The organism is Pseudoalteromonas sp. MEBiC 03485 (assembly GCF_004195145.1).
In the GTDB taxonomy this organism is placed as follows: domain Bacteria; phylum Pseudomonadota; class Gammaproteobacteria; order Enterobacterales; family Alteromonadaceae; genus Pseudoalteromonas; species Pseudoalteromonas apostichopi.
Map to the genome: position 1 here is coordinate 1,502,806 of NZ_SGBT01000001.1, position 14,591 is coordinate 1,517,396.

The window sequence follows — 14,591 nt, forward strand, 5'->3', positions numbered from 1 at the left end:
CGAAATTATTAAAATGTTTCAGCTAGCACTTGTGTCACTGTTGACAATTGTTGAGATGGTTCTGTAATAATATTGGGAACTGTTGGTTGTCCTTCCAGTCGCTGTCCATTAGGGAGGTAATAATCGGCAACAGGTAATTGAAGTATCCAGCCATCACCAACACATTGCCTGATTGATGTTAGCATCGCCCCAGCAGTATTTTGTCCAACTAATATGGCTTTATTATGATATTGCATTACGGCCGCAAATGCTTCTGCGGCACTGCCAGTTTTGTTGCTTGTTAATATAAAAACTTTTCCATCAAAATCAGACTCGGTTTCCTTAGTTTGAACAGAAATAATGGCATGATCAGCCACTAGTTGATTGAATTGCTCAATACTAATATCTGAGTCTGCCACCTTAGAACGATTAGTTTCCTGTTGGCTGGGTGGTGCAGAGTGTTCATGCCACCATTTTCCCGAAACAAAATAACCACCTTGAAGACTCTTGGCACTGAATGCTTCGGCTAATTTCATAGCTGATAGATCACCGCCAGACGCCTGTGTTAAATCAATGATCACATTTTTAATTGCAGGTTCCTGCTTGAGCATTGTTTTTATTTCACTGCCAACATGAAATTGCTCAAAAAAATGCTTCACTGATACTAAAAGGGTATGTTCAGTAAGCCGCTCAAGAGTAATTCCAGTTGATTGGGGGAGTGGAGTTTGACACTGATCAAAGCGAGATAAGCTAATATGACTTACAGGGAGCTCCCGTGATAACACAAAAGCATGTGCCAACAGCGCCACATCGTCTTTTGAACGATTTATGCTTTCTTTTAATTCATTTAGGTAATTGGTAAACCATGTTTCATTAAGGTCCTTTGGGTGGTAGTAGGTCCGTACCAAAGTGTCTTTAATGTTGTCGTATAATTGGTTGTAATGAATAGCCTCAGCTGGCTTACCTGTTGCTGAGATGGTTGCCACCGTTTTATCATTTTTAACCAGCTTAATACCTTCTTCTTCCTGCTTGATTGAATCTAGTGAGTCAAACAAAAAGTAACTTCCGTTGTTTTGGCTTGACATATCTAGGTAGATCAACTCTCCAGATGAATTAAATGTTGTTGTAACCGATAGCAGCCAAGCTTTCCAGAGACCTATAGCCTGCTGTAAAAGACCTTTCTCTGAGACCAATATATTGTGAGCTTGATAGCCGTTGAATCGATAATCGCCATAGTCTGTTTTTGCTATGTATTGAGCGCCTTCCATTGTCGTGCCCACATTGGTGTTTACACAAGCAACGAGAAGCATATTAAAAAACAAAATCACCACCAAAATTCCTTTTTTCATCTTTCCTCCTAATCAGGCAGTTGGTTAGCCTCAATGAGCTCAAGCTTTTCAAGCTAATTGTATTCTGTCAGTCCCAAATCTTGGGGCGAAAATAAAGGTCCATGCTACTGAAAATATTGATAAAATCATTGTGTTAGACGAATGAATTTTAAATTATTTAATCTCACTGAAAAGAAGCCATCATGAAACTCGACAAAAGCAAAATTTGACCTATTAAAGCGGTAAAATAGGCCTTTGGTGACGTTAAATTAGGCTTTTCATTTATTCTCAAGTCGTTGTTATTCCTAGTGGGTGAGAGAATATCTTAGCAAGCGCTGAATTTCGTCTTAAATAGCTGATTTTTCTGGGCGGTACTTTATACTGCTTAATACCTATACAGTATTTAAAACGCGAATAACAAAGATAAGATTATGCAAAAAATACCATTACTACGATATCTGCTCTTAGCTGTGCTACTTACTATGATAACTCAAGCACACGCAGCAATTAAGTCTATAAATGATTTTACAGAAAAAATGACTCATTTTTCTGGCTATTTTTCATTTTACTACGATACAGAAAACGGCAAATTGTATCTTGAGGTGGATAAACTCGAGCAGCAATTTTTATTACAACAAAGCTTACCTTATGGTGTCGGTTCAAACGATATTGGCTTAGATCGCGGTCAGCTAGGTGATACTCACTTAGTTCAGTTTGAACGTTTTGGCGATAAGGTGATGTTAAGAGCCATAAATACTTATTACCGTGCTAACACTAATAACCTTGCGGAACAACAAAGTATTAAAGAGGCATTTGCATCAAGTATCTTAGCAGGGTTTAGTGTTGTTGCTCAGTCAGAAACCGCCGTATTAGTGGATTACACACCTTATTTATTAAGCGATGTTCATGGTGTGAGCCGTCGTTTATCGGCAACTGGGCAGGGAAGTTTTAACTTAGATAGCAACCGCAGTGCGGTTTATTTAGCACGCTCAAAAGCATTTGAAAAAAATACTGAATTAGAAGCAGTACTTACTTTTCAAGGTAATAAGCCTGGTAAGTATGTTCGCCAAGTAAGTGCAGACCCTTACGCGCTAACGGTGCATATGCATCATTCATTAATTGAACTGCCTGATGATAACTACACCCCGCGTAAGTTCCACCCTCAAGCAGGTTTCTGGAGTATTGAACATAAAGACTATGCGGCTGCGCTGGGTGAGTCTATGTATGTGCGTTACATCCCTCGCCATCGTTTAGCGAAAAAAGATCCAAGCCTACCAATCAGCGAACCCGTTGAGCCGATAGTTTATTATTTAGATCCGGGCGTACCTGAGCCAGTTAAATCAGCATTACTTGATGGTGCTAAATGGTGGAATGATGCATTTAACGCAGCAGGCTACAAGAATGCTTTTATAGTTAAAGTGCTACCAGATGATGCCGACCCTATGGATGTACGCTACAACGTGATCCAATGGGTGCACCGTGCAACGCGTGGTTGGTCGTATGGTAGCTCTGTGATTGACCCGCGGACAGGCGAAATTATAAAAGGCCATGTGACTCTGGGTTCATTACGTGTTCGTCAAGACATCTTAATTGCAGAAGCATTAGCTGCACCTTATTTTGAAGGGAATGAAGTGGCTAAGCGCTTACAAGCAATGGCACTTGATCGTATTCGTCAGTTAAGTGCTCATGAAGTGGGTCATACTTTAGGTATTTCTCATAACTTTGCAGCCTCAGTGGCAGATAGAGCCTCTGTGATGGATTATCCACACCCGCTACTTAGCTTTAATGAACAAGGTAAGTTAGATGTTAGCCGAGGCTATGCTTCTGGTATGGGCGTTTGGGATACCCAAGTTGTTAAATACGGTTATAGCGATTTCACAAATCAAGATGAAGCACAGCAATTGGCCGCAATTTTAGCTGAGAATAAAAACAAAGGGCTGGAGTTTATCTCAGACAGTGATGCCCGCGCTCAAGGTGGTGCTCATCCAACAGGGCATTTATGGGATAATGGTCGTTCACCAAGTGATGAGCTAATGCGAGTACTTGATGTTCGTAAGCAAGCGCTGACTAACTTTGGTATAGAAAACATCAAAACAGGCACTGCTTTGTCGCAATTAGAAGAAATGCTGGTGCCGCTTTATCTATTCCATCGCTATCAAGTTGAAGCTGCTGTTAAGCTAATTGCTGGCGTGAATTACGAATACGAAGTGCGTGATGGCTCACAACCTAAAGGGGCACAGGTTGTTGCAAAGCAAACACAACAAGCTGCAGTGGATGCTATGCTTGCGACATTAAAAGCTGAGAACCTTGTTTTACCTGAGTCGGTATTAGCGCTTATTCCACCAAAAGCCTATGGTGAATCAAAATCACGGGAGAGCATTGTTGGTCGTACAGGACTAACGCTTGATGCGATGGCACTGCCAGAGGTTGCAGCTGCACATAGTTTGAGCCTACTTTTTAATAGCCAACGCATTAACCGTTTAGCGCAGCAACAAGCACGAAGTGATGCATTTTATGGTTTAGATGCACTATTAGCACAAACTTATCAGCAAATTTTCGAACAACAGGTTGCTTCAGGGATGGCTGGTAAAATTAGCCAACGTGTGCAGCTTTTAACAGCGAAACAATTTGCTGACTTAGTTGCAAGCAATGAAGTGGCACCCGAAGTACAAGCTCAATTGCGTTATTACTTAGCTAAACTCGCAAAGAGTTACCAGCAAGAATCAATGCTAGGCAGTGCATCCGTTGGGAACAGTGCATTTAAGCAATATTTAAGTGAGCAAATCAGTCTCTTTTTAGAAAGCGGTGAATGGCCTGCAAACTTTAAAGTGTTGCCAATGCCACCGGGCTCACCAATTTAATCCATTTTTACTTCAAAGCGCCTAGCATAGCTAGGCGTTTTACTTGCATAAAATTGGATATTTGCTAATCTAGCGGCCTTCCTTTTTTGTCTTTTTGAGGTGTATATGGCGTTCTTTTCTCGCTCGTTGTTAGCAGCGGCCATTACATTCTCTAGCTTTTCCAGCTACGCAACCTTAGAAAAAAAACAATGTGATGTAGAGCTAAGCCATGGCTTAATCATTACCGATGATGTCATTCGTATTGTTGATAAGGGTCAAACTCGCGTGCAAATTAACAACGATAACCAATTGTTTATACGAGGTTATTGGGTTGATTTAAGTCCCGAAGAAAGCAAAGTCGTTGAGCAGTTCAGCCGAGGGATCAGACAAACCGTCCCTGAACTTGTTGACCTGGCAACAGATGGTGTAAACCTTGGCTTAAGTGCCATCGAGCAAGTTGTTGAGGGCATGTCAGACAAAGAGCCTGAAGTGCTAAAAACTCAGCTGCAATATGTTGAACGTGCATTAATGGATAAATTTAAGCGTGGTGATGACTTTTTCTTTATTGCCCCGCAGTCGCTGTCGAAAATCGATGATTTTTTTACCAAAGAAATCAGCCAAAAAATTCACTCTGCAGTTCACGGTTCACTTGGCGCTATTTTAGTCTCGCTAGGGGATGCTTTTAAGTCGCGCGAAGGTAACATCGAAGACCGTATCAATGATATGGGGCAGCGTATGGATATCATCTCAAAAGAAATTGATAAATCACTGCAAAAGAAAGCAGAGCAGTTAGAGATGAAGGCATCTGAGTACTGTGAGTGTTTGAACTCGTTAGATGTCACTGAATCACGCTTACAACAAATGGTGCCTGGTATGGCCGATTTTGATTTGGTGCAAATAAAGTCTTAGTGCAAATTTTATAACGAGAAAGCCCAGCAGTTGCTGGGCTTTCTCGTTTTAAGTTAGCGAAGGTTAACTGAATTTAGCGGTTTCAGTTTCTAAATCGTTAGTAAGGCCTTTGATCAAATCGGTTGCTGTATGAGCCTGATTAGATACATCAGCCGTTTGTGAAGCCGTGTCTGAGATAGTTACGATGCGTTTGGCTGTGTCTTCACCGGCATCTAGTTGCTCTTTTGCAGCAATAGCTATCTGATGGCTCATTTGTGCTATGGCGCTGAGTGAGCTTGCTACCCGTTTTAGCTCGTCATTCGCTTTTTTCGACTTTTCAACGGTTTGTTCGCTGGTTGTCATACTTAGGGACACTGATGATTTGGCATCTTGGGTTGCTGCTTGCAGTTTGCCAATCATATTACGAATTTCTTCTGTGCTGGTTTGCGTGCGCTGGGCAAGTCCGCGCACTTCATCAGCAACTACAGCAAAGCCTCGCCCTTGCTCACCAGCACGGGCGGCTTCTATCGCAGCATTAAGCGCAAGCAAGTTGGTTTGCTCGGCAATACCTTGAATAACACTGAGTACATTTGCGATGTTATTTACCTCATCATCGAGTACTTGAATATTATTACCAGCGCTGTCAATTTGCTGCTCTAAAAGCGCGATGGTGTCAGCAGCCTCGCTGGTTAAGTGACTTGCACTTTGACCTTGCTGCTCAGCTTCTTGCACTGAGTAGGCTGCTTGTTCGGCATGTTCAACAACCGTTTGCGCTGAGGCTGTTAACTCGGTAATTGCAGAAGCAACCATTTGAGTTTCTTCATTAAGGCTACGAGTCAGTTTATCGAGTTCAACAGAGCGAGATTCGTTATCGACACTTTGATTCTTTAAGCTATCTGTAACGCCTTTAATGCCGCCAACAACGCCACGTAAACCTTGCTGCATGTAATGCATGGCAGCAATAATGCTCTCTGGAGGAGCATCTTGGCGAATATGTGAGTTTAAGTTGCCGCGAGAGACGTTTTTAACAATACCAATTACTTCATCAATTTCGCCGCCTAAGGCATTAGTCAGCGATGAACCAAAGCGAGCAATAGCAAAAGTCAGCGCAATGGCAATAAGCATGGAAAGGCCCAGCAACCACTTAGCGGTATTCCAATAACGTTCATCAACTTCTTTAGCGCTAATGCCAGTACCAACATACCAGCCAAACAGCGGTGTTTTTTGTACTACAGAGGTTAAATCTACCGTTTCACCATCACGCACTGAATCCCAATGATAGGTGATAATTTTATTGGTTGTGTTACCCACTAAATTTTCGACCATACGGCCGATGCTGTTGCCACTGGCGTCTTTAAAATCATTAAAGCTGGTGCCATGCAGCTCAGGGTCGTGTGGGGTAGCGACAAAATTTAAGTTGTTGTCGACGACGTACACGTATTCTGAGTCGTGGTATTTATTTTCGCGCAGCACCTGAATAGCAAGTTTCTTTGCTTGTGCTTCTTTGAGTTGGTTGTTTTTAACCATCAACTCAAATTGCTCAACAATATTGGTAGTGCTTTTCATGAGCTGGTTGATACGCGCGATGTTGTCGCTTTCGCTAGCATGGCGTAAAGACTGTAAGCCAAGTAAAGCTATCGCAGATAACGCAATAAACATAGCGATAGCAAATAAGGTGATTTTTGTTTTTAAAGCTAGTCCTGATAACACAGTCAGCCTCCTTTATTATTTCCCCTGTTAACTTTTACCACGTTTGTCTGGTTTTATTAAGGAAAAATGACAGCGTTATCATGACTTTTGCTCAAGTACCTATTTAGAGCTTGAGTTCGGCTTCTGTAAGAGCACGATATTCACCGCTTGCAAGGCTTTCATCGAGGGTGATATCCGCTATTTTTTCACGATGTAATTCAACAACTTTATTGCCTACAGCGGCAAGCATTCGTTTAACTTGATGGTATTTACCTTCGCAAATTGAAAGGCGTAAACTATAGCTTGCAAGTTTTTCAACAATAGCAGGGCGGGTTAGCTCTTTTTCGTTGTGCAATTGCACCCCTTGCTCTAACGCTGTAATTGCTTCTTCATCAATAGGCTCTTGAGTTTCAACTAAATACGTTTTGAACTTGTTATGCTTTGGGGCTGTAATTTTGTGTGACCAGTCGCCGTCATTAGTAATGATCACTAAACCTGTAGTATCGATATCTAACCGACCTGCAACATGAAAGTCGCTCATGTTTGGTTCATCAAGTAAATCGAATACAGTCGGGTGAAGGTCATCTTTATTAGCACACACATAGCCCGCTGGCTTATTAAGCATGTAGTAGCGCTTGCCTAAAAAGACCAGCGGCTCGCCTTGCCAGCGAATATCATCATCTTGTGTTACAGACAAATCGAATGAGGTGATCACCTCACCATTAACAGTGGCGTATTTGCGTTTAATACCTGCTCTGGTCTTGCTGCGAGGTAACTCGGCAATATGGCTGATAAATTTATCTAAACGGCATGGAAATTTCATTGGGATCACATTTTTAGTCGGCTACAATGGCGGCGAGTATAGCGGATACTAGTTACCTATGACAGTACAGCAAGGACAAATATTACAGTATTACCAAGCGCAAATAGCCAAAGGTGATTTGCAAGAAGACCGTGCCCAGCGCACAGCGATTAATGCTCTTGATAATCTAGCCACAGAACTGGCTGCGCCAAGACATTGGTGGCAAAGCGCAAAGCCAATAAAAGGGGTCTATTTATATGGCCCAGTAGGACGTGGTAAATCCATGTTGATGGACGTGTTTTTCAAGTTGGTCAATATTGAAGCTAAGCAGCGTTTGCACTTTCATCATTTTATGAAGCAAGTGCATGAGCGCCTAACCCAGCTGCAAGGGCAAAAAAATCCTCTAAAGGTGATTGCTAAAGAGTGGGCAGAGCACATTCGCTTGATTTGTTTCGATGAGTTTTTTGTCTCTGATATTGGTGATGCTATGATCTTGGGTGGTTTATTCAAAGCCCTGTTTGAGCAGCAAGTCGTGTTAGTCGCGACCTCAAACTGCCAACCTGAGCAGTTATATCGCAACGGTTTACAGCGAGCACGATTTTTACCCACTATCGATTTATTAAATGAGCATTGCCATGTTTTAAGTGTTGAAGGCGATACAGATCATCGCTTTCGCTTTGGCAAACAAACCGAACATTATTTTATTAATAACAAAGATGCCCTAACAGAGCGCTTTTTAAAACAAGAGCAAGCAGTGCAAAGGCAAACAATGATAGAGGTTTGCCATCGTAAGCTTAGTTGTGTAATGCAAGCTCAAGACGCCATTATGTTTGATTTTATGACGCTTTGCTCAGGACCCAGAAGCACGGCGGATTATATTTATTTGGCAGAGCAGTTTCAGCGCGTTTATTTAGTCAATGTGCCAGTAATGGGGCGCGGGGCAACGGGCAAGCAAATTGTGCATGGCATTGAAGATAGTTATCAGCGAGAAAAGCAAGATTTACAAGAACACTTTTTAGATGATGAAGCTCGGCGCTTTATTGCTTTGGTTGATGAGTTTTATGATCGCAGCCGATTACTGGTGATTTCGGCCGAGGTGGGTATTAGCGATTTATATCAAGGGCAAAAACTGGCATTTGAATATGCGCGAACTGAATCTCGATTAGTTGAGATGCAAAGCTGGAAAAGATAAAAGGCGCAATAAAAATGCGCCTTTGATTTCAGCCTAGCTGGGGATCTTCATATGAAACGGTTAAAAGCTATATTGAGCACCTACATACACGTAGCGACCTGCACCACCGCCGTATGCGCTATAGTAGTTACCACGGCCATATGGATAAAAGTCACCTTTATTATCAAACACGTTATTCACACCACCGAATACGCGCAGTTGGCTCTGTTCACCAAGTGATAGAGTGTAAGACGCTGAAAGGCTGTGTTTTAAGAACGAACCATAATCTTGGTAGGCAAGTTTTTCTGGGTTACTGATACAAGTATCTTCACCAGCCTCACAGCGGGCATCGTTTTCAGTAAGATACTCATTGTAATCTTCTTCAAGACTCTGGCTTGCTTTAAACGAGCCTAGGTAATTTGTACGCCAACGAATACGCAAGTTATCGTTACGCCATGTAAGTGACATTGATGCTTTATCTTTGCTGCTGCCGTAACCTGCGTAATGGCTAGTCACTAAGCTGCCATCAAGGCCTTGATAAGTTTGCGAGTTTTCAATTACATGGTTGTAATCTAGTTTAAACGACAACTGACCTAGGTTATCTAAGTCTAGTTTGTACTGTGCAACCACATCGTAACCACGTGCAGTTAGCTCATCGAGGTTATATTGACGCTGTAGAATTTTGATAATGTTACCTTCGCTATTACGGGTAATGTCATTACAAAATACGTTGTCTTCACCCCATGCAGCTTCTGAGTTGTAGCACTCACGCATGATGTTTTCATTACTGATCTGCGAAATCGCATCAACAATGGCAATATCGTAGTAATCAACGGCAAGATTAAAGTTTTCTATAAAGGCAGGAGCCACTGTCACACCAAATGTATAAGTATCAGCGGTTTCTTCTTTTAGATTTTCGTTACCAGCCCCTGGAGAATAGCTGTTGTTCTCATCGCTGAATTCAAAGTTTGGATCAGCAGCAAGTTGTGTTGCTAAAGTTGGCTCTTTACGGCAGTTATCGTGACCTGGTTTAGTTGATGTTGCTGTTAAACCGTCACAAATATCATCATAGCTGTCGTAATCGCCACGTGCTGGTGACATAAGTTCAGTGATCGTTGGTGCACGTTGAGCGCGAGCGTAGTTTGCTCTAAATGCATAGCCTTCGATTGGTTCCCAAAATACACCTAGCTTGTAGCTGGCAACGGTGTTGACGTTTTCCATGCTGTAGTTAGCTAAACGTAATGAAGTTTCTGCACTTAAATTTTTTGCTAAAGGAGCATCTTTTAACAGCGGGATCGCAAGTTCTGCAAAAGCTTCATAGACTTCAACTTCGCCATAAAAATTTGGTACATAGTTGAAGGTAATACCACCAGCTTTCATGTCGTCGCTGGTTGATAAGTCTTGGCTATCTTTACGATATTCGCCACCAAATACAGCGGATACAGAGCCTGCTGGTAATTCAAATAAATCACCGGCTACGTAGCCGACCACGCCATATTGTTTTATTTCGGTATCAATAATAGGGTTGGTGCGGATCCAAGCAGCCATCTCTTCGGTGATAGAGCCTTCACCAAATAAGTTAATTGGCACACAGCCTTCAGCGCGAGCTGCTTCATCAATACATTGAATGGTGCCATCTGCTAACTGTTCAGCTTGCAAGGCTTGATTAAGTTTTACGGTATTTAATTCATTACTGCGGATTTGGTGCTGGGTAAAACGACCATAACTTGCTGATAGATCCCAGTCCCACTCGTCGTTAAATAACGTGCCTTGAAGACCTGCCCAACTACGAATAGTTTTACGGGTATTATCTGTGCTGATATTACCGACTTCGCTAAAGCGGCGATCCCAATAAATGCGATCTTTATATGGGTTGGCATCGAGAATTTCTTGCGGCACATATGGGTTGTCGATTGGGATATAGCCCGGTGCTACATCTGCAAGAGGCTCGCCAGTGGTAGGGTCATAACGCGGTACATAGGCACCTTCGTATTCATCTTCAGGCGACTTATTGTTAAACGAGCCACTTTCACTGTATTGAACTTGTGCGTAAAACATCACATCGTCAGTTAAGTCATAATCAATTTTAACTGCTGCAGATACGTTATCGCTTGGTACATCAAGCATCACGTATTGATTTGAATTCACACCGTAAATTTCTTCGTTGCCTTTCCAGTCATCACGTAGGGTTTGACCGTCATACCAAAACTGAGTGTCGTTGTTATTATTTTCTAAGAACACACCGCCCGGAATACCATCGCTTTTGCTAACCCAATCAGCTTGTGTGATGTCACGCATACATTGATCGCCATCTGCTGTTTGCATTACATTACACATGCGATCTGGGTCGTAATCGTAACTATCTTCAATTTGTGCGCGTTTACGATCGTAAAAAGTCATACCGAAATCACGGTCCCAGTTGGCACTGAAATAGGCGTAACCGCGATCTTTAGCAAATGAGGTGCCGTAGTTTAAATCAAGGGTAAATTCTTTACCGCCGCCATCGGTGGTTTCACCTGTATTCGCTTTAAAGTCAAAGCCTTCTTTTTTTGATTGGGTGATAATATTTACCACACCCGCTACAGCATCGGCACCATAGGTTGCAGATGCACCGCCACTGATTATTTCAACACGCTCAACCATGCCGCTCGGAATGGTATTTAAGCTTACATAGTTGCCGCTGTAGCTATTTGAAACAACACGGCGACCATCAATCAGTGTTAGTGTACGATTAGCACCTAAATCTCGTAGTTGTACTGTAGATAACCCTGTTGCTGATACACTTGATTGGCTGGTGGTGTTACCTATGCTCTCACTAAGAGCAGGCATATTATCAACAAGAATATCTGATAAGTTGGTTAAACCTGTATCGGCAATGGCTTCACGGTCCATTGTGACCAGTGGTGTTGGAATTGAAAAACTATCGCGTTTAATACGTGAACCTGTTACAACAATTTTTTCAGGTTCTTCAGTTTGTTCATTAGCTGCTGGAGTGGTGTTGGCAGGGCGGGCAATCTCAGCCTCATTGGCAAATGCATGCTGGCTAAAACCACTGGCAACAGCAAGTGCAATAGCACAAGGTTTGGTTAGTAGATTTCTCACAGGCGTTCCTAGTTGTTTTATTTTTAGTTTTTAGAACCAGAGTGATGCTCTTTTTAAGGGCAGTTAAAATTTACAGTGAGCAACACTCTGGTTGGTCGGTATTGACGTAAAAATTTTTATAGGAATGTGAACTTAACTACAATCTTAGGTGGCTCGTTTATGTCTCTATTTTACATCTATTGAATATCTATTTATTTAAAATCAGTGGCTTAAGAAGTGGTCATTGTTAACTGTTTTGCAACGTTAAAGCTGGTGAAAGAACCACTTTTACGATAAATTGATAGGGCTTTATACTGCTGTACTTCTAAAATGGGGTTTTATTTAGAGTAAATGGAAACATCTAATCGCGTTTATCAGCTGGGCTCATGTATTGTTAACCCACTCGAAAATAAACTGATCTGCAATGGTAGTGAACAACTTTTGCAGCCTAAGTTTATTGAGTTGTTAGCCTGCTTAGTGGCGCGTTACCCCGAACCAATCACGCGTGAAGAGCTCATCAATCATGTATGGGAAGGCAATTTTTATGTCGGTGAAAAAGCCTTAACGAATGCTATTTGGCATTTACGAAAAGCATTTAAAGAGCTCGACCCAGAACAAACTTACATAGAGACATTACGAAAAACTGGCTATCGCGTTTTGTTAAAGCCTCAGCCAATAGATACAGCTGATAAAGATAAACCTGGTCCCTTAAGTATCACTGCTGCGCAGATTCGCCAGCTGTTCGTAGCTTTATGTGTAATTAGCCTAGCAGTGATGTATTGGCTGTTTTCTTCGCCTTCAGAACAAACAAATTCAAGCTTTGTGCTACCGCTCAATAGCATCGAAAGTGTTACGGCAAGCCCTGGTCGTGAGATTTACCCTTCAATTTCAGATGATCAGCATTATTTAGTGTATTCGTGGCGTCAGCTTGGTAAACCAAATAACCTATATTTACGCGATTTACATTTTCCTGAGCATCCTGCTAAGCAATTAACAGACTCACCCTATACTGAAGGCCGCTCTGTGTTTAGCCCAGATGCAAACACGTTGTACTATTACCGAATGGCGTCAGATGTCTGTGAAATTGTAAAGCTGTCTTTGGTTAATGCTACCAGTGTTGTATTAGGGGAGTGCAGTAATAAATATGCCCCAGATCTTGATATCAGTAGTGATGGTAAAACCTTGGCTTACATTGCTGATCACACCAGTAAGTCAGGTGATTATGTAACTCGTATTAAGCTGCTCGATTTACAGGCAAAACAAACAAGTGAAACGGTTATTCCTTGCAATAATGACTGCGAAACTGTGTATGAGTCGGTATCGTTTTCGCCAAGTGCTCAGCGAGTTGTGGTTACTCGTACTGTTAAAAACAACCAAAAAGCGCTGTTTTTAATTGATGTAAAGACAGGGCAAAGCCAACGCTTAACTCATGACTTTGTTGATATTCATGGTGTGGATTGGCATCCATCTAAAGAGCAATTGGCGTTTAGCGCAGTTGAAGGCGGCAAACGTTATGGCTATTTTTACGATATTAATGATCAAACCCTAATTAACACGCAAATCGCTGGTATGAGCTCGCCTAATTACAGTAGCGATGGCAGTGTTTATTATCATCAATGGGATTTAGATAAAGTGATCACGCGTTTGAAAATAGACGAGCAAGTAGCCAGCTCACCGTTTTCTATGCTGTCGACCAACTTTAGTTCGCTATTTCCTGAATATACTCAGCAGCAAGATAAACTGCTGTATGTGTCGAATGAATCGGGCAGTTCGCAGCTTTGGATTGTAAACCCCGATAGCAGCTCGCGAAAGCAGCTTACTGACTTTGCACATAATACTGGGGAAATTCGTGATCCAACTTGGTCAGCCGATGGACGCTATATTTTGTTTTCTTTGTACGATAATGGCAGCACCCGCTTGTATTTTTATGATTTCAAAGTAGAGCAAAGCCAACAAATCAAGCTGCCATTTAGTCATGCTGTTAAACCCAAGTTTAGTGCTGACAGTCAGGGGATTTTGGTGTCTGATGGCGACTACCTATACCGTTATGACTTAACAGGAAGAAGCCTAGGTAAAGCCGTTGATGTACCAGCGCAGTTCGGCGTTGAAACACAAGCGGGTGATATTTTATTTACTAATTCACGCCATGCTATTTGGATTAAACACCATGAGACGGGTGTTGAAGAAATGCTTGTGAATGATATTAAATTGGCGCGCAATTATGCATGGTTGCTGGTGGCAAAAAATGCTTACCATGATGGGCGTATTTATTATTATAAAGAACGCTTAGGTGATTACCGCATAAGCTACTATGACTTAGCGAGTAAGCAGCACCATGATTTAATTGCTTTACCTGAGCGAGCTTATAGCCGCTCATCGGGTCTGACCTACATACCCAATGAGCGTTGGTTGGTTTACACCGCATACCTATCGCCAGAGACAGAAATCAAGCGCTTACCTGCAGCCTATTTACCTAAGTGAGTTAACACTTACGATAGATATCAGCATCCATATCGTAAATATTAACGCTTAAACTATACGAGCGGCGGCAGTATGTTTTTAAGCAACTTAGCAATTGCTCACTGAGCATTTGCTTTTGCTCTATGGTTCTGCCTGCCATGATTGATGCGCCGATGTGAATAAAGCCATCTTTGCCTTCACCTAATTCGTAATGCTGATAAGCAATTGCACGAGTCTTTATGGTCGAAAGCTCAAATAAGCCAGAGTCAAAAACGGCTTGGTGAACTTTTTCAACTAACACTTGTGGCAGAATTGGCAAGTCTTCTGAGTGTTCTATAACAATGTGCGGCATA

At 42.0% G+C, this 14,591-nt stretch carries 9 protein-coding genes; 4 read left to right on the forward strand and 5 right to left on the reverse strand.

The window, feature by feature from the left end; genetic code table 11:
• Positions 1–8: 8 nt before the first annotated feature.
• Positions 9–1,328 (reverse strand): S41 family peptidase, encoded by a 1,320-nt coding sequence (locus EVU92_RS06955; protein WP_130050592.1) that lies wholly within the window; start codon positions 1,326–1,328, stop codon positions 9–11.
• Positions 1,329–1,738: 410 nt separating this feature from the next.
• On the opposite strand from EVU92_RS06955, the gene EVU92_RS06960 reads away from it, so the two are divergent.
• Both EVU92_RS06960 and EVU92_RS06965 read left to right on the forward strand, forming a co-directional pair.
• The gene (locus EVU92_RS06960) at positions 1,739–4,168 is read left to right on the forward strand and encodes a zinc-dependent metalloprotease (protein WP_130050593.1); all 2,430 of its coding nucleotides are present in this window, start codon (positions 1,739–1,741) and stop codon (positions 4,166–4,168) included.
• Positions 4,169–4,273: 105 nt separating this feature from the next.
• Positions 4,274–5,056 (forward strand): YggN family protein, encoded by a 783-nt coding sequence (locus EVU92_RS06965; protein WP_063702994.1) that lies wholly within the window; start codon positions 4,274–4,276, stop codon positions 5,054–5,056.
• 63 nt (positions 5,057–5,119) lie between these two features.
• Here the strand turns inward: EVU92_RS06965 and EVU92_RS06970 are convergent, their stop codons facing one another.
• Entirely contained in the window at positions 5,120–6,694 is a 1,575-nt protein-coding gene (locus tag EVU92_RS06970) for a methyl-accepting chemotaxis protein (RefSeq protein ID WP_130052246.1), read from the reverse strand.
• Between the two features lie 154 nt (positions 6,695–6,848).
• Positions 6,849–7,547, reverse strand: coding sequence for a 16S rRNA pseudouridine(516) synthase RsuA (gene rsuA, locus EVU92_RS06975; RefSeq protein ID WP_130050594.1), 699 nt, complete (start codon positions 7,545–7,547; stop codon positions 6,849–6,851).
• A gap of 58 nt (positions 7,548–7,605) precedes the next feature.
• Between rsuA and zapE the strand changes: the two genes are divergently transcribed.
• Entirely contained in the window at positions 7,606–8,718 is a 1,113-nt protein-coding gene (gene zapE / locus EVU92_RS06980; protein WP_130050595.1) for a cell division protein ZapE, read from the forward strand.
• A 60-nt stretch (positions 8,719–8,778) separates the two neighbouring features.
• Here the strand turns inward: zapE and EVU92_RS06985 are convergent, their stop codons facing one another.
• Positions 8,779–11,799 carry a TonB-dependent receptor gene (locus EVU92_RS06985; protein WP_130050596.1) on the reverse strand — a complete coding sequence of 1,007 codons (3,021 nt, stop codon included), beginning with the start codon at positions 11,797–11,799 and terminating at the stop codon, positions 8,779–8,781.
• Positions 11,800–12,129: 330 nt separating this feature from the next.
• Between EVU92_RS06985 and EVU92_RS06990 the strand changes: the two genes are divergently transcribed.
• Positions 12,130–14,259: a winged helix-turn-helix domain-containing protein gene (locus EVU92_RS06990; RefSeq protein WP_130050597.1), complete on the forward strand. Its 2,130-nt coding sequence runs from the start codon at positions 12,130–12,132 to the stop codon at positions 14,257–14,259.
• A gap of 1 nt (position 14,260) precedes the next feature.
• Here the strand turns inward: EVU92_RS06990 and EVU92_RS06995 are convergent, their stop codons facing one another.
• A complete protein-coding gene (locus EVU92_RS06995; protein ID WP_130050598.1) occupies positions 14,261–14,590 on the reverse strand; it encodes a 5-carboxymethyl-2-hydroxymuconate Delta-isomerase in 330 nt (109 codons plus the stop codon).
• Between the last annotated feature and the right edge of the window lies 1 nt (position 14,591).